This is a genomic window from Acidovorax sp., assembly GCF_046314175.1.
In the GTDB taxonomy this organism is placed as follows: domain Bacteria; phylum Pseudomonadota; class Gammaproteobacteria; order Burkholderiales; family Burkholderiaceae_C; genus Acidovorax.
In genome coordinates this window covers 1-15,441 of sequence record NZ_JBKBXG010000037.1, presented here as the reverse complement: position 1 = coordinate 15,441, position 15,441 = coordinate 1, and the positions used below count along the sequence as shown (strand labels likewise).

Below are 15,441 nucleotides of genomic sequence, written 5' to 3'. Positions count from 1 at the left end.
AGGTCGGCAGTGACTCCAGCGGTCAAAAAACCGCCACTACTATCAAATACATAGCAATTAACGCTTTCTGGTCAAGGTCTAGGGGCTGATTTCAGCCCAAACGGACCCACGAGATCAACGCCGCGCGTTTTCCATCATCGTGGCAACGTCAGCGGGAACGGTCTTAGGCGCACCCTGGTCCTGCACGTCCCATTCCTCGCCGCCGGTCAACAGCCACACGCGCACGGCGTCTTTACCAGGGTGAATCACCACAGCGGCAGCCTCGGTGCCGCCTTGGTGAGGCCGGTTGCCGGTGATGTAGAGCATGGCGCCTTCTTGCTGCAAGGGGCTGCTCACGCCCAGGTTGTCGATCAACACCGGGTAATTGGTGGCCCCCAACAGCCCGCGCAGCCGCTCGGCCAGCGGGCCGGTGCGCAGGAAGTCAGCGCCATCCGTCGGGTATCGACCGACCTGCGCTTGCAGGTTGGACCAGGGATTTGTGGCGGTGGCGGCCGGGCTGGGCGCTGCTGCGCGCCCCCAACCGCCAGATGTGCTGGACACACTGGGCGCGGTGGGCGCGGTGCTTCCACAGCCTGCCAGTAGCGCCAAGGCAAGGGCAGCCAACGCGGTGTGGCAGTGGGAGACAGGGGCAACCAGTCGCATGAGAGGTACTTTCTGAAAGGGCAGAGGGGCGAGAAGGCCCGCAAGCTTAGCGTGACCGCCTGCACGCCTAAAATCGCGTCTTTCGCCTTACCACCGCCATGACAGAACACACCCGCCCCGTGCGCTCTCAGTACGAAGACTTCATGCGCCACGTGTTCACCCACGGCGTGGACAAATCAGACCGCACCGGCACCGGCACCAAAAGCGTGTTCGGCCACCAGATGCGGTTTGACCTGAAGGAAGGTTTCCCTCTGGTCACCACCAAGAAGGTGCATCTCAAATCCATCATCCAGGAGCTGCTGTGGTTCCTGACCGGGTCGAGCAACAACAACTGGCTGAAAGAGCGCGGCGTGACCATCTGGGACGAATGGGCGCGTGAAGACGGCGACCTGGGCCCCGTTTACGGCGTGCAGTGGCGCAGTTGGCCCACGCCGGACGGCGGCCACATCGACCAGATCAGCGACGTCATCCAGACGCTCAAGACCAACCCCGACTCACGCCGCATCATCGTGAGCGCCTGGAACGTGGCCGAGCTGAGCAAGATGGCGCTCATGCCCTGCCATGCGTTCTTCCAGTTCTATGTGGCCCCGGCGCAAACACCCGGCGGGCGCGGCACCCTGAGCTGCCAGCTGTACCAGCGAAGTGCCGACATTTTTCTGGGTGTTCCCTTCAACATCGCCAGCTACGCGTTGCTGACGCACATGGTGGCGCAGCAGTGCGACCTGGACGTGGGCGACTTCATCTGGACGGGCGGCGACTGCCACATCTACAGCAACCACCACGAGCAGGTGCAAACGCAGCTGGCGCGCACGCCCTACCCCTACCCGGTGCTGAACATCAAGCGCAAGCCGGACAGCATCTTTGGCTACGAATACGAAGACTTTGAAGTGCTGGACTACCAGTGCCACCCGGCCATCAAAGCGCCTGTGGCTGTGTGACCCACGCGGACGAACACGGACCACCATCACCATGCCCTTGCACCTCATCTACGCCCGCGCAGCCAACGGCGTCATCGGCAAAGACAACACCATCCCCTGGCATATCCCCGAAGACATGGCGCATTTCAAGCAGCTCACGCAGGGCTGCGCCGTCATCATGGGCCGCAAGACCTGGGACTCTCTGCCGCCCCGCTTCCGTCCGCTGCCCGGCCGCACCAACATTGTGGTGACCCGCCAGGACGACTGGCACGCCGACGGCGCCCAGTGCGCTGCCAGCCTGCCCGCGGCGCTGGCGATGTGCGATGCCAGCCAAACAACCTGGGTGATTGGCGGCGGCCAGATCTATGCCGAGGCGTTGCCGCTGGCGGACTGTGTGGAGGTCACCGAGATCGAGCAGGACTTTGATGGCGACGCCCATGCACCCACACTGGGTGCTGAGTGGGTGGAATCAGCACGCAGCCGCCACGTCAGCGCCAAAGGCCTGGCGTTCAGCTTTGTGACGTACCAACGCGCTAAGGCGTGACTTATCGCCCCTCGACGGGTCAACCGGTTACTCACTTATTGATAGCTTTCAGCGCTTTACAGATAAGCGCTAGCGGCCAAAAACATATGCAAATAGCCACCTGGAACATCAACTCCCTCACTGTGCGCCTGCCCCAGGTGCTGGCCTGGCTGGCCGCCAACCCGGTCGATGCGCTGGGGCTGCAGGAGCTCAAACTGACGGACGACAAGTTTCCGCACGATGCCTTCAAGGAGCTAGGGTACGAGGCCGTGGCCTTCGGCCAGAAGACCTACAACGGCGTGGCGATCCTCAGCCGTCACCCGCTGCGCGACGTGGTGCGCAACATCCCGGCCTTTGGCGACGAGCAGGCCCGCGTGATCGGTGCCACACTGGACACCCCGTCGGGGCCCTTGCGCCTGATCAATGGCTATTTTGTGAACGGGCAAGAGCCCGGGTCTGAAAAATTCGCCTACAAGATGCGCTGGCTGCAGGCGCTGCAAGACATGGTGCGCGCCGAGATGGCGACCCATCCGCGCCTGGTGCTGGTGGGAGACTTCAACGTGGTGCCAGAAGACCGCGACTCGTACGACCCGGTGGGGCTGCGCGAAACCATCCACCACACCACGGAGGAGCGCAATCACTTTCAGGCGCTGCTGGCGCTGGGGCTGACCGACGCGTTTCGCATGTTTGACCAGCCCGAAAAAGCCTATTCATGGTGGGACTACCGGATGCTTGGTTTCCAGAAGAACCGGGGCCTGCGCATCGACCACATTCTCGTCAGCGACGCGGTGCGCCCCAGCGTGACCGCCTGTGTGGTAGACCGCGCACCCCGCAAGAACCCGCAGCCCAGCGACCACGCGCCTGTGGTGGTCACGATGGCCTGACCAACGATCACCGCAGAAACGCGAACACCGCGCTGTCAGCGGTTATGGGCACCACACCGACACAGACACCGACATCGGAGACAAAAGTAAAAGGCTGCAAGGAAAAATCCTTGCAGCCTTTTTTGCTGATGTTGCCACCTCAGACCGGTGTGCGGTCAATACCCACCGACCTGTCAAACGGCGCGCCGGGCTTGTCGACGCAGCACTATTCAGGTCGGGCTTGTGCGGACCTTACCGTTGCGGCGAGAAGCCATCACGCAGCGCACGCACTTCGTCGTGGTTGCGCTGAGCGCCTTGCAACTGACGGTCCAGCAGCGTACGGACATCAGCGGGCAGGCTGGTCTTCAAGGCCTTGCGGTAGCGGGCCACGGCAGAGTCCTCACCGCGTTCGCACTCTTCGAGCACAGCCTTGTCGTCGCTGGTGGACAGCGCCGTCTTCACCGACACCCAGCCGCGATGCAGTGCGCCGGCCACGGTACCACCGGATGCGGGGTCGCCCCCCAGGCGGCGAATTTCATGCTCCAGCTCAACCGCAGCAGCAGCGCATTCACGCGAGTGGCGCTGAAAGATGCCCTTGAGCTCACCCGATTCGGCGTGCTCGGCACAGGCATGGAACCCATACTCGCCGTCGCGGGACGATTCAAGCAGGTCATTGAGGACATCGACCACATCATCGTTGTCGGTGACGTCCATGGGACGGTCGCTGGTGAAAGACGAATCCGTAGCGGATACGCCCGAAGCACGGTCCCAGGCGGCACGGGTGGCGGGGCGCACATCCGTCCAGGCCAGGCCGTCTGTGGCGTGGCGGGCACGCCAGTCATCGGCCAGACGGGGTTCGACGGCGTCAAAGTCGCCTTCGTAGCGGCCTACGGACGACCAGCCCAGTTCGTAGGCGGGGCGATAGTGGTCGTACGTGCGGCCTTCCACGTAGTAGGGCTCGCGGTTGTAGGTATCGCGCCAGTAGGCGTCTTCTTCCGTGGGGTTGACGGCTTCAGCAGCGGCCTTGCCTGCCAGTCCGCCCGCTACCGCACCTGCCACACCGCCGATGACGGCACCCACAGGGCCACCCAAGGCACCGGCCGCAGCACCTGCAGCGGCACCACCCATTGCGGCACCCACGCCGGTTCCGACGGGGTGAGCGCCCGGCTCATTGGTCAAAGGGTCACGGTTGGCATCATTGAAATCCGACATAGAAGGTCTCCGGTTGGTTGACAGTGGCTTCATTGTTGAAGCTGTCACCAGAGCATCGGGTCGGCCCATGGAGGGCCTGCGTGTAGGACACCGAACCCTGCACGCAGCGCACCACGCGCAGGAAATGAGGCGCACGTAACGGAATGTCCCGCAGCGGCTGCCACCCGACCGAATCACTACATATTTAATAGCTGCCAGCGCTTATCCATCAAGCGCTAGCGGCCATTTTCAATGATTTTTATGCTTCATCCGGGGCGTCCAGGCCCAGTTCTTGGATCTTGCGGGTGATGGTGTTGCGCCCGATACCCAGGCGCTGCGCGGCCTCCATGCGGCGACCGTGTGTTGCCACCAGCGCGGTGCGGATCAGGCGTGACTCGAAGCGCCGGGTCAGGGCATCCCATACCTCGGGCTGGCCACCCGCCAGCAGCTTTTGCGCCTCAGTCTCCAGCGCCTGTTCCCAGGTGTTGGGGCTGCTGGCAGCGGCAGCGATGGGCGCAGCTGGCGCATGGGCTCCGTCTGCTCCTGACCAGGAGGGCGCGCCTGCAGCAGCCGCACCGATGACGGCGGTGGCCGATCCCCCCAACCCCGCCACGGCAGGCGCCGACACCAGCGGGTGGATGCCGCCCACCAGCTCGGACGCGGGTGCGGACACGATGGGCGCGGTGTGCATGGGCGCAGCCACCGCCGCGGCAGCGTCCCCACCACCCGCGCGCACGGGCGACTGGTATACCGGGGCCTCCAGCACCTCAGGCGGCAAGTCTTGCAGCGAGATAACCTGCGCTGGCGCCATCACGGTCAGCCAGTGGCAGATGTTCTCCAGCTGGCGCACATTGCCCGGAAAGGCAAACTGCTCCAGCCGCGCCAGCGCAGAATCGGCAATGCGCTTGGGCTCCACACCCAGTTGCCGTGCGCTTTGCTGCAGAAAGTGACGGGTCAACATGGGCACGTCTTCGTGCCGCTCGCGCAGCGCAGGCAGGCGCAGGCGGATGACGTTGAGGCGGTGGAACAAGTCCTCGCGGAACCCACCCTCCTTCACACGCTTTTCCAGGTCCTGGTGGGTGGCGGCAATCACGCGCACATGGGCCTTGACGGCCGCATGGCCACCCACGCGGTAGAACTGGCCGTCCGACAGCACACGCAGCAGGCGTGTTTGCAAGTCAAACGGCATATCGCCGATTTCGTCGAGGAACAGCGTGCCGCCCTCGGCCTGCTCAAACCGCCCACGCCGCTGTGTCTGCGCGCCGGTGAAGGCGCCGCGCTCATGGCCGAAGAGCTCGGACTCGAGCAGGTCTTTAGGAATAGCTGCGGTGTTGATGGCAACGAAGGGGCCGTCCGCGCAGGGCGAGTGTTTGTGCAGCGCCCGGGCCACCAGCTCTTTGCCCGAGCCGGATTCACCGGTGATCAGCACTGTGACCTGGCTCTGGCTCAGGCGGCCGATGGCGCGGAACACGTCCTGCATGGCGGGCGCCTGGCCCAGCATCTCAGGGGTTTCGGCCTGTCGCTCTTCAATCACTTCCTCGCGCTGGCTTTCTTCAACCGCGCGGCGAATCAGCTCCACCGCCTTGGGCAGGTCGAAGGGCTTGGGCAGGTATTCAAACGCGCCCCGCTGGAAGGCCGATACGGCGCTGTCCAGGTCGGAGTACGCCGTCATGATGATGACGGGCAGCCCCGGCTGCAGTTCGCGGACTTTTTCGAGCAACTGCAGGCCGGAGCCCCCGGGCATGCGAATGTCGCTGACCAGAACCTGAGGACCTTGGCGCGCCGGATCGCCCGGGGTGATGTCCGCCAGCGCTTCCAGGACCTCGCGGGGGTGGGTGAAACTGCGCGTAGGCAGGTTCTCGCGGGCCAGCGCTTTTTCGAGGACGAAGCGGATCGACGGGTCGTCATCTACTAACCAGATCGGCTTCATATGTTTTTCTTACCTTCCCTGTGGTTGCGTGTCAGGGACCATTGCGTTTTTAAGGCAAGGGAATCAGGATACGGAAGTCGGTGCGACCCGGTACGCTGTCGCATTCGATCAACCCATGATGGCGCTGCACGAAGGTTTGCGCCAACGTGAGCCCCAGCCCTGACCCGCCGTCCCGACCCGATACCAGAGGGTAAAAAATCCGCTCCTTGATCGCGTCGGGCACGCCCGGTCCGTTGTCGATGACATGCAATTCCAGTGCCAGCCGGTACCGCTGGCGACCAAACGTTACCTGTCGGGCCACACGGGTGCGCAAGGTAATCACCGCATCGCCAGCAGCCACGCGGTCCGCCAGCGCCTGGGCCGCGTTTTGCACCACGTTCAGCAATGCCTGAATGAGCTGCGCACGGTCGCCACGGAACTCGGGGATTGAGGTGTCGTAGTCGCGCTGCACCCTGAGACCCTGCGGATACTCCACCAGCACCAGCGAACGCACGCGCTCGCACACCTCATGGATGTTGACATCGCCCACCAGATGCGGGTGGCGATGCGGCGCCAGCAGGCGGTCCACCAGGCTCTGCAGGCGGTCGGCCTCGTGGATGATGACCTGGGTGTATTCGGTCAACTCGCGGCTTTCCAGCTCCATCTCTAGCAACTGCGCCGCGCCGCGAATGCCGCCCAGCGGATTCTTGATCTCATGGGCCAGATTGCGGATCAGCTCCTTGTTGGCCTGCGCCTGGTCGAGCAGGCGTTCTTCCCGGTCCTGGCGGGCCTGCTGCTCCAGCGGCCACAACTCAACCAGGATCTCGCCGACCTGCTCGGCGTCAGCCACGCTGACATGGACGGGCACCGGGTCCTGGTGCAGGCGCTTCAAGCTGGCCTCGTAGCGCAGCGCGGCAAAGTCTTTGCCCCGGGCACCGGCCAGCGCGGTTTGCAGCAGTGCAGGGTCTGTGAAGAAGGTCGAAAAATCCACCCCCTCCAGCGTGCGGCGCGACAGGCCCAGCGTGTTTTCAAGGGCCGCATTGGCAAACTGCACGGCGCCATCGGCACGCAGCACAGCCACCAGAGTGGACATGAGGTCCAGCGAATGAAAGCGCTCCGTGCCGGTGCCCAGAGTCTCGGGGGCAAACGAACTCACGCTGGATACTAGTTGGCAGGCAGGCGGGCAAGCTCACGCTTGATGCCCGCAATATCGCTTTCGCTGCGCGCCACGCTGGCCTTCAGCTCCGCCGTGCGTTCCATATAGCGCTGGGGGTTGCGCAGGTCCAGCGCATTGCGCTCTGGGGCGCCGTTGTTGTATTCCTTGGCCAGATCAGCGTGGCGGGCTTCGGCTTTGCGCAACTCGGACTCCAAAATGGCGCGAGCATCCGCATCACGGGCCTTCTGGTCATTGTTGCTGACACGGGGGGCGTTGGATGGCGACGCGGCAGGTGCGGCAGCGCCGATGCCGCCCGCGGCGGGTGCCGCAGCTGCGGCGGCGGGGCGGGTGCCTTGCACTACCGTCACATTCCCACCTTCCACCAGCTTGCAGCCGCGCTCTTTGGCCTGGGTGGCGTTGTTGGTGTATTCATTTCCGCAGCGGTAGATGCGGTCTTGGGCCCATACGGCAGGTGCCGATGCGGCGATGACTATCAGGGTGATGAGCGTTTTTTTCATTCGGTTTCCTCGCACTGCCACGCAGGTTGCAGGGGAGTATCCCCCAATCGCCACACATCGCCAATTCAACACTTGCACACTCCGGCGGGGCTTTGCTTACGGATACGCCCCTGTCAGCGTTGGTTCCGAAACGGCGGGCATTGGCCGCGGCACCCCTATAAAAAAAGGCGGCTTACGCCGCCTTTTTTTGGGTAATGGCTTGCAGGCAAGCGATTACAGGGAGTAATACATGTCGTACTCGACAGGGTGAGGAGCCATGCGGAAACGCGTGACTTCGCCCATCTTGAGGTCGATGTAAGCATCCAGCATAGAGTCGGTAAAGACGCCACCCTTGGTAAGGAAACCACGGTCCTTGTCCAGGTAGTCCAGCGCCTGGTCCAGGCTGTGGCACACGGTAGGCACCAGCTTGTCTTCTTCGGGAGGCAGATGGTACAGATCCTTCGTGGCGGCTTCGCCGGGATGAATCTTGTTTTCCACGCCATCCAGACCAGCCATCATCAGTGCCGAGAAGCACAGGTAGGGGTTGGCCGATGGATCGGGGAAGCGCGCTTCGATGCGGCGGCCCTTGGGGTTGGCAACGTAAGGAATGCGGATTGAGGCCGAACGGTTGCGAGCCGAGTAGGCCAGCTTCACAGGGGCTTCAAAGCCAGGCACCAGGCGCTTGTACGAATTGGTGCCGGGGTTGGTGATGGCGTTCAGGGCACGTGCGTGCTTGATGATGCCGCCGATGTAATAGAGCGCGAAGTCCGACAGGCCAGCGTAGCCGTCGCCAGCGAACAGGTTCTTGCCGTCCTTCCAGATGGACTGGTGCACGTGCATGCCGGAACCGTTGTCGCCAGCGTAGGGCTTGGGCATGAAGGTGGCGGTCTTGCCGTAGGCGTTGGCCACGTTCCAGACCACGTACTTCAGGACCTGCGTCCAGTCAGCGCGCTCGACGAGCGTGCTGAAACGCGTGCCGATTTCGTTCTGGCCAGCGCCCGCCACTTCGTGGTGGAACACTTCGACCGGGATGCCCAGGGATTCGAGGATCAGGGACATTTCAGCGCGCATGTCTTGCGTGCTGTCGACCGGAGGCACGGGGAAGTAGCCGCCCTTGACGGTGGGACGGTGGCCACGGTTGCCGCCTTCGAGCTTGGCACCCGAGTTCCAGGGGGCTTCGTACTCTTCGATCTCGAACATGACCTTGCCGGGTTCGTTGGACCAACGCACGCCATCAAAGATGAAAAACTCTGGCTCTGGTCCGAAGTAAGCTGTATCGCCCAGGCCGGAGGCCTTGAGGTACGCTTCAGCGCGCTTGGCAATGGAGCGTGGATCGCGGTCGTAGGCCTTGCCGTCACCGGGTTCGATCACGTCGCACTGCAGGAACATCGTGGTCTCTTCAAAGAAGGGATCGATGTTGGCGGTGTTGGGGTCGGGCATAAGCTGCATGTCCGAAGCTTCAATACCCTTCCAGCCGGCCACAGACGAACCGTCAAATGCATGACCGGACGCGAACTTGTCTTCATCGAAGTGGGACACGGGCACGGTCACGTGCTGTTCCTTGCCACGGGTATCGGTAAAACGGAAGTCAACGAACTTGACTTCGTTTTCCTTCACCATCTTCATCACGTCTGCAATGGTCTTGGCCATCAGGTTCTCCTGGGTAAAGCGCTTGTTGAAAAAAGAATTTGCCGGTTTAAAAGCAGTTTGCGTGCCAGCCAAGTGCAGCCGCCGCACTATGACGGAGCACTAAGGGCCAGCTACTGGCTCAGCATTCGGCAGAAAGCACCAAATCAGTGCAATCCGTGAATCGACTCCGAACATCAAAGGTTGCGCACCAATTCAGGGCCGCAATTTGCACCAAATTCGTGCAAACCATCTTTGAGGTCTTGCCATGCGGGCGGGACTGACGCTGCAGGGCCTTTGACGCCCAGTTCGATATGCCGACCGTATTGTGGATGATCCACGCTGGGCAAACTGAACACCCGCACATCGGGATGCGTTTTTTCGATGCGCTCCATGAGTGGCGTCAGCGCTGCTTCCATCGCGCCGTAGACCACCACCGATTGTTCTGTCTGGGGGGCACGGTTGAAATAGTCCGCGTAGTAGTGGTCCAGCACCCATTCGATCATCGGCCAGGCCATGACGGGAAAGCCGGGTACAAAGTGCACGGCACCGCCACCGGGCCCTTGGCAGCGGAAGCCAGGGATCTTGTTGTAAGGGTTAGGAATGATCTGCGCACCCACTGGAAACATGCCCATGTTGAGCCGATGCACGTTGTCAGGACGCTCGGCCTCGTAGGGCACGCCCTGCTCTCGCGCCACATCCTGCATGCGCTCACGGATCAGGGCTTCGGCCTCTGGGTGCAAAACAAGATCACGGCCCAAAGCGCGCGCTGCACACTGGCGCGTATGGTCGTCAGGCGTAGCCCCAATGCCACCGCAAGAGAACACCACATCACCCGCCTCGAACGCGCGCTGCAAAGTGGCGGTAATGCGGGCAGGCTGATCTCCCACATAGTCAGCGTAGGAAAGTGACAATCCACGGGCCGAGAGAAGCTCGATCACCTTGGGCATGTGTTTGTCCGCGCGCTTGCCGGACAGGATTTCGTCGCCCACGATGATGAGGCCGAGTTGGGGGGTCATGGTGCAGGGGCTCCACGGGCAGAAGTTTCAGGGGCGGACAAGGAAGGTGGTGTGAGAGCGGGAGCAGGGCCCTGCTCTGCGCCCCCCGCCACTGCGATGTCCGTAACGTCCACGACGTCCGAAGTGCTCAGGCGCCGCTCCCCGCGCTCTTCTCGCAAACGCTGTAGCGCCGCCAGACAGTAGTGCGAGAACCACAGGGATGAAAACGCAAAAACCAGCGTGTAAATCCAGATGGCCAGAGGCACAAGAATAAAAAACGCGGCAGCAAACACCACCCCCGACGCCCACACAATGCTGGGCGCTGCGCCCAGATATCCAGTCAGGATGCCGATGCCCAGCAGGCTACTGCGGTGACGGCGGAACAGCTCCTGCCGCTCCTCTTTGCTGGCGTGGTCTGCCAGCGCATCAAACACCATGACCCGGTAGGTGAGCCACCCCCAGATCAACGGCGGCAGGATGAGGACAAGAGGAGGCACCAGCCACAAAGGGATCGACACAACGAGCGCAACCAAGGCCAGCAATGTGGAGCTGAGTGACCAGACCACACTGGCGACAAAGGAGCCGCCCTTTTTGCGCTCCAGCGCCGGAAAGCGCCGATTTGCCACCAACGCCACAAGCGCAGGCGTCATCAACACGGCAACAACCAGCAATGACAGAACGACCAGCAAAGGAGTGACGGCCAAAACCACCATCAACGGGGCCACCACAGTGGTCACGTCGCCCAGTCCCCAGCCTTGCAACCAGCTCCAGAAGCCAGCAAGCAGCGTAGAGGCTTCAAGCACTGAGCGCATGCCCTGCACCGCGGCATCCCAATAAAGATATCCCAGGCCCAACCCCAATGCCGCCATCAGCAGCAAGGGCAACAGCGACAAGGCCATCACGCGAGGGCGCAGGCAATAGGCAGCGGCACGCCAGAAAGAATCAAGCAAGAGTCCCATGCCGACAAGCATACATGGACTGCCTGCAGCACCCGTCAGGCTCTGCCCATCAGTCGGAGCACCCCGCGCCACTGCTGAGACCAAAAACCTTGTCCGTAATTGCGCACTCGCCCTTGGGCGTCAGGCTCCACTTGGTCGCGCACGCCGGTAGGGTCGTAGCGCAACTCAAAATTGGCGGTGCGCATCACCATGTCCCACCATGGCAGCAACACGCCAAAGTTATGGCCGCCCAAAACCACGCGATGTTTTGCACCGCCCACCTCTGTTGTCGAAGCTCCGCCAGATGGGATGGCCAGCGTCTTGATCGTCTCGTGGCCAATGCCCACGCTGTGGTGCAGCCGATGAAAGCGCGGGCTCACCCACAAACGTTCGCCCCAGCGACCAAACCACAGCCGGACATTGGCATGCTGAAAACTCTCACTGAGCTGGGTGACCGCGACGATGGCGATGAACTGGCCAGGCGCCACACCAATAAGCTGGGCGACCACGACCAAAATGGTGTCGCGCAGCACGTCGTCAAGGATATGGTTCCGGTTGTCGCTCCACATCGTCATCTGCCGTTGTGCATGGTGCAGCGAATGAAGGCGCCACCACCATTCGAAATGGTGTTGGCCGCGGTGGATCCAGTAGTCCACGAAGTCAAACACCACCAGGTAGATCAACAAGCTGACCCACGCCACATCGGTAACTCCGGGCCAGAGTCCATCGAGCTGGAAAGTGCTCACACCAGCGACCCGCAAAGCACCAAAAAAATCGTCTGCCAGCGGATCAATCGCAAAGAACAATGCGAGTCGAAACAGACCCAGTCTGTGGATGAGGGTGTAGAGGATGTCGGTGCGGATGGTGGCGCGGTCCGTGACCGGCTCAACAGGCCAAAGGCGCTGCAACGGTCCAATCACTGCAACGATGATTAAAAGCTGCAGCAATCCCACCAAAACCCAGCCAGCGGCCTCGTAACCGGACTCGAGCAAGTTACCCAGTCCCACATGGAACATTAGCGGCTGCATGACTCTCTCAAAGAGCCACTGCTGCGCACTATCAAACCATTGGTCGAACCACGTCATCGCCTTACTTCACCTCGAAGTTGTATGAAACGCTAGCGAGTAGCCGCTGCGCTCGCACCCATGCCAAGTAGTTTCCACGGGATACAAACCCAGAATCAGCGTACACCCCGGCCCCCGTAGACGGGATGCTCCCGCAGGGTGCGAAAACAAAAACCACGTTCTTTGAGCCCCTCGATCAATGGCTCCAGCACTACGGGCGCCCAAGGGTCTTTACGCGACCAGATGCCAAGGTGCGCGAGCAGGATGTCCCCGCTGCGTACATCTCGCAGCGCATTGCGCAGCAAAGTGGCGTTGCTGACGCGCTCGCTGGAGAGCTCATCCCCCAAGAACCCTGCAGGAGCCCAACCCACGTGCGCATATCCACAGGCACGCGCACTGTCCAACAGCTGAGGCGAGGTCTTGCCGCCCGGAGCGCGAAACAAGGGCAGCGGCGTCTTACCGGTAATCTGCTTGAGCCGAGCCGCTGCCTTGCCAAGCGCTTGGCAGTAGTCGGCCGCCGAAAACACAAAGTCTTGCCCTTCGCGCGGGCCCGCCGATGGGCGAACGCGAAACGAGGGCTGCTGTGCAGTTCCGAGGTCAGCGCGCCAGTAGGTGTGGTCCCAGGTGTGCGAAGCAAACTCGTGGCCGTCTGCCGCCCGCTCGCGCCACCAGGGTGCCCAGTAGTCGCCCAAGCTGCCATCGCCTTCCTTCGTGCGTTCATTCGCCGCAAAGAAGGTCACGCGAACGTTATGCCGCTTGAGAACGTCAGCCACCAGCGGCGCAACGCCCATGTGTCCGGTATCAAAAGTGAGGTAGAGGGGCTTTTTGCAGTCGTTTTCGGCTCTAGCGATTGATACGAAAGCGCTAGAAGCTATCAAATATATAGCAAAAGTAATAAATGGCTTAGCCAGGCCTATGAGTCGATATCCCATTTTTTCGATACCTGCACCTGTCCCGCTCATTTGGGCCTGCTGTTCAACGAGGTGCGTGCTGCAACGTCCACACTCCGTGGGGCGACTTACCTACAGGCACCTGCCGCACGACTTTCTTCGTGTGGGTATCCACCACAGTCAACTTGCGCGCCCAACGGGAGCTTACATAAATGAACCGACCGTCGGCAGACACCTCCATGCAGTCGGGCCCACCTGGAACCGGATACGAATCAACTACCTGATGGGTCATCATGTCAATTTTGCTGATGCTATTGGCCACGCGGTTGCTGACATACAGATGGCGACCATCACCGGCTGCCCTGAAGGCGTGCGCGCCTTTGCCTGTTTTAATTTTTTTGATGCTTACAGGCTCTCGCCCTGAAACGTCAAATACCTCGACGCTATCACTGCCTGTCAGGCCCACAAAGATGCGTTTGTCATCGGACGAACCGTATACATCTGCGGGCATGGCACCGGTCTTGGTCCGCCACTTAATGGCTTGGGTGGCAATGTCAATCGCAACCAACTCATCGCTGTCCTGCATGGTCGAGTACACCGTCGTGCTGCGGCTGTCGATCCACAAGTGGCTCGGCGTGCGAGCCGTTGCAACACGCCGAACGAGCGTCAAATTGTTGCCATCCCAGCGATAAAAATCAATGTGGTTCAGCCGGTTGGCTGCAGTGATGAACCACTTCATGTCCGGCGAAAAACGCAGGTGATATGGGTCAACGATATCGCGCACCGTCCGCTGCACTTGGGCCGTGCGAGGGTCCACAAACGTCAGCGTATCGCCCAGGGCATTGGCCACGATGATCGACTTCTCGTCGGGAGTAAGGTACAGGTGGTGGGGTTCTTTGCCCGTGGAAATTCTGGTTGTTTCTGTCCAGGTGACAGGATCAATGACACTGACATTGGCTTCCAGCGAATTCAGCACAAATATCGGTGCAGCCGCTGCCCAAACACCGTTACCCAGAATCCACAATCCACCCAGCGCGACACATGCACGCACAATCGAATAAATCTTCACAAAACCACTTTCAGCGTAGCCAGGGAGTGTAGCTCTGGCCATGCCAAAGGCAGTTGATTATGCAGGTAACATGCTTGATCCACGCGTAGATCTCGGCTAACTTTGCGCTTCACAACACTCGAAGTGATCTCTCGCTGGGTGCACCACCTCTTACTTTGCAAATTGGGCAAAAGAGCCGCTCAACTGCTGTGCGATCACTCATTTAAGAGCCGCGGACTCTAGTTGCTCTGATCAAGCAAACGCAAGTCGGCTTCGTTCAGCCACATCCAGCCACCCGGTGGAAGGTCCGCTGGTAGATCCATTGCACCAATCCGAGAACGGTGTAACCCCTCTACCCGGTTGCCCACGGCGGCAAGCATGCGTTTGACCTGATGGTATTTGCCCTCCGTCAAAGTGAGGTCGATACGATGTGTGTCGATCACTTCGCAAGCAGCAGCGCGCACTGGCTTGGGATCATCGTCTAGGACAACCCCAGAGAGCAGCCTCGCTACTTGTAATCCATCAGCCGGATGCTTGGTAGTGACCTGGTAAACCTTGGGCACATGCTTTTTGGGGGAGCTGAGACGATGGATAAACTGCCCGTCATCACTCAACAGCAACATTCCTGTTGTGTCTTGGTCGAGTCGCCCAACCGCCTGAACCCCTTGTACGGCGCTTTTGGTGGGGCGCTGGCGCAAAGGTGCAGGCAACAAGGTATAGATGCTTGGATAGGTTGAAGGCTTTTGGGAGCACTCCGTACCCGCAGGTTTATGGAGCAAAACATAAGCCTTCGCGTGACAGGGCCAGTCGACACCTTGCACGCGCAACTGCAAGTCTTGCAACTCAAAATCGGCCGAAGCCTCTACGCACAGCCTAAATTCTGGTTCAGCAGATGGGATCCTAACGGAGACCCAACCCTGCTGAACGAGCCCAGAACACACCCGGCGCGTTCCAAAGCCTTGGGAATACAAAATGTCCTGCAGTTGCATGGTGAGGATTTCAGAAATAATTCACTCTGAGGTTTTCATTTCCCCAACGCAAAACCCCTCAGTCCTTTGGAGACTGAGGGGGTTTGGGGCTATAAGAGCCTGACGATGACCTACTTTCACACGGGAACCCGCACTATCATCGGCGCAAAGTCGTTTCACTGTCCTGTTCGGGATGGGAAGGAGTGGTACC

Annotated in this window: 15 protein-coding genes and 1 rRNA gene; 3 read left to right on the top strand and 13 right to left on the bottom strand. The window is 61.0% G+C overall.

Features of this window, described 5'->3' with window-relative positions:
• Nucleotides 1-114: 114 nt before the first annotated feature.
• Nucleotides 115-642, bottom strand: a complete 528-nt coding sequence (locus ACK4OE_RS12380) for a hypothetical protein (RefSeq protein ID WP_409885111.1) — start codon at nt 640-642, stop codon at nt 115-117.
• 98 nt (nt 643-740) lie between these two features.
• On the opposite strand from ACK4OE_RS12380, the gene ACK4OE_RS12375 reads away from it, so the two are divergent.
• The 3 genes from ACK4OE_RS12375 (at nt 741) to xth (ending at nt 2,966) form a co-directional block, all read left to right on the top strand.
• Entirely contained in the window at nt 741-1,580 is an 840-nt protein-coding gene (locus ACK4OE_RS12375) for a thymidylate synthase (RefSeq protein WP_409885110.1), read from the top strand.
• Nucleotides 1,581-1,611: 31 nt separating this feature from the next.
• The gene (locus tag ACK4OE_RS12370; protein ID WP_409885109.1) at nt 1,612-2,103 is read left to right on the top strand and encodes a dihydrofolate reductase; all 492 of its coding nucleotides are present in this window, start codon (nt 1,612-1,614) and stop codon (nt 2,101-2,103) included.
• Between the two features lie 86 nt (nt 2,104-2,189).
• Nucleotides 2,190-2,966, top strand: a complete 777-nt coding sequence (xth, locus tag ACK4OE_RS12365; RefSeq protein ID WP_409885108.1) for an exodeoxyribonuclease III — start codon at nt 2,190-2,192, stop codon at nt 2,964-2,966.
• A 231-nt stretch (nt 2,967-3,197) separates the two neighbouring features.
• On the opposite strand, the gene ACK4OE_RS12360 is transcribed toward xth, so the two are convergent.
• The 12 genes from ACK4OE_RS12360 to rrf form a co-directional block, all read right to left on the bottom strand.
• Complete coding sequence (locus tag ACK4OE_RS12360; RefSeq protein WP_409885107.1) at nt 3,198-4,157, bottom strand: ferritin-like domain-containing protein; 960 nt, start codon at nt 4,155-4,157, stop codon at nt 3,198-3,200.
• 238 nt (nt 4,158-4,395) lie between these two features.
• On the bottom strand, nt 4,396-6,066 hold the full coding sequence (gene ntrC, locus ACK4OE_RS12355) for a nitrogen regulation protein NR(I) (RefSeq protein WP_409885106.1): 1,671 nt from the start codon (nt 6,064-6,066) through the stop codon (nt 4,396-4,398).
• Between the two features lie 49 nt (nt 6,067-6,115).
• Nucleotides 6,116-7,138 (bottom strand): nitrogen regulation protein NR(II), encoded by a 1,023-nt coding sequence (glnL, locus tag ACK4OE_RS12350; protein WP_409885143.1) that lies wholly within the window; start codon nt 7,136-7,138, stop codon nt 6,116-6,118.
• A gap of 71 nt (nt 7,139-7,209) precedes the next feature.
• The gene (locus ACK4OE_RS12345; RefSeq protein ID WP_409885105.1) at nt 7,210-7,719 is read right to left on the bottom strand and encodes a hypothetical protein; all 510 of its coding nucleotides are present in this window, start codon (nt 7,717-7,719) and stop codon (nt 7,210-7,212) included.
• Nucleotides 7,720-7,932: 213 nt separating this feature from the next.
• Nucleotides 7,933-9,348: a type I glutamate--ammonia ligase gene (gene glnA / locus ACK4OE_RS12340; protein ID WP_409783479.1), complete on the bottom strand. Its 1,416-nt coding sequence runs from the start codon at nt 9,346-9,348 to the stop codon at nt 7,933-7,935.
• A gap of 173 nt (nt 9,349-9,521) precedes the next feature.
• Entirely contained in the window at nt 9,522-10,343 is an 822-nt protein-coding gene (locus ACK4OE_RS12335; RefSeq protein ID WP_409885104.1) for a competence/damage-inducible protein A, read from the bottom strand.
• Nucleotides 10,340-11,281, bottom strand: coding sequence for an EI24 domain-containing protein (locus ACK4OE_RS12330; RefSeq protein WP_409885103.1), 942 nt, complete (start codon nt 11,279-11,281; stop codon nt 10,340-10,342). Before ACK4OE_RS12330 ends, ACK4OE_RS12335 begins: the two co-directional genes overlap by 4 nt.
• Before the next feature lie 35 nt (nt 11,282-11,316).
• Nucleotides 11,317-12,345, bottom strand: coding sequence for a sterol desaturase family protein (locus ACK4OE_RS12325; RefSeq protein ID WP_409885102.1), 1,029 nt, complete (start codon nt 12,343-12,345; stop codon nt 11,317-11,319).
• Between the two features lie 95 nt (nt 12,346-12,440).
• On the bottom strand, nt 12,441-13,256 hold the full coding sequence (locus tag ACK4OE_RS12320; RefSeq protein ID WP_409885101.1) for a polysaccharide deacetylase family protein: 816 nt from the start codon (nt 13,254-13,256) through the stop codon (nt 12,441-12,443).
• Nucleotides 13,257-13,299: 43 nt separating this feature from the next.
• Nucleotides 13,300-14,283, bottom strand: coding sequence for a YncE family protein (locus ACK4OE_RS12315; RefSeq protein WP_409885100.1), 984 nt, complete (start codon nt 14,281-14,283; stop codon nt 13,300-13,302).
• Between the two features lie 218 nt (nt 14,284-14,501).
• Nucleotides 14,502-15,251 carry a 16S rRNA pseudouridine(516) synthase gene (locus ACK4OE_RS12310; protein ID WP_409885099.1) on the bottom strand — a complete coding sequence of 250 codons (750 nt, stop codon included), beginning with the start codon at nt 15,249-15,251 and terminating at the stop codon, nt 14,502-14,504.
• 97 nt (nt 15,252-15,348) lie between these two features.
• Nucleotides 15,349-15,441 (bottom strand): 5S ribosomal RNA (gene rrf / locus ACK4OE_RS12305); the annotation flags it as partial.

Coding starts and splice junctions, on each gene's coding strand:
- ACK4OE_RS12380 (WP_409885111.1), bottom strand. CDS start 642: ATGCGACTGGTTGCCCCTGTCTCCCACTGCCACACCGCGTTGGCTGCC.
- ACK4OE_RS12375 (WP_409885110.1), top strand. CDS start 741: ATGACAGAACACACCCGCCCCGTGCGCTCTCAGTACGAAGACTTCATG.
- ACK4OE_RS12370 (WP_409885109.1), top strand. CDS start 1,612: ATGCCCTTGCACCTCATCTACGCCCGCGCAGCCAACGGCGTCATCGGC.
- xth (WP_409885108.1), top strand. CDS start 2,190: ATGCAAATAGCCACCTGGAACATCAACTCCCTCACTGTGCGCCTGCCC.
- ACK4OE_RS12360 (WP_409885107.1), bottom strand. CDS start 4,157: ATGTCGGATTTCAATGATGCCAACCGTGACCCTTTGACCAATGAGCCG.
- ntrC (WP_409885106.1), bottom strand. CDS start 6,066: ATGAAGCCGATCTGGTTAGTAGATGACGACCCGTCGATCCGCTTCGTC.
- glnL (WP_409885143.1), bottom strand. CDS start 7,138: ATGTCCACTCTGGTGGCTGTGCTGCGTGCCGATGGCGCCGTGCAGTTT.
- ACK4OE_RS12345 (WP_409885105.1), bottom strand. CDS start 7,719: ATGAAAAAAACGCTCATCACCCTGATAGTCATCGCCGCATCGGCACCT.
- glnA (WP_409783479.1), bottom strand. CDS start 9,348: ATGGCCAAGACCATTGCAGACGTGATGAAGATGGTGAAGGAAAACGAA.
- ACK4OE_RS12335 (WP_409885104.1), bottom strand. CDS start 10,343: ATGACCCCCCAACTCGGCCTCATCATCGTGGGCGACGAAATCCTGTCC.
- ACK4OE_RS12330 (WP_409885103.1), bottom strand. CDS start 11,281: ATGGGACTCTTGCTTGATTCTTTCTGGCGTGCCGCTGCCTATTGCCTG.
- ACK4OE_RS12325 (WP_409885102.1), bottom strand. CDS start 12,345: ATGACGTGGTTCGACCAATGGTTTGATAGTGCGCAGCAGTGGCTCTTT.
- ACK4OE_RS12320 (WP_409885101.1), bottom strand. CDS start 13,256: ATGGGATATCGACTCATAGGCCTGGCTAAGCCATTTATTACTTTTGCT.
- ACK4OE_RS12310 (WP_409885099.1), bottom strand. CDS start 15,251: ATGCAACTGCAGGACATTTTGTATTCCCAAGGCTTTGGAACGCGCCGG.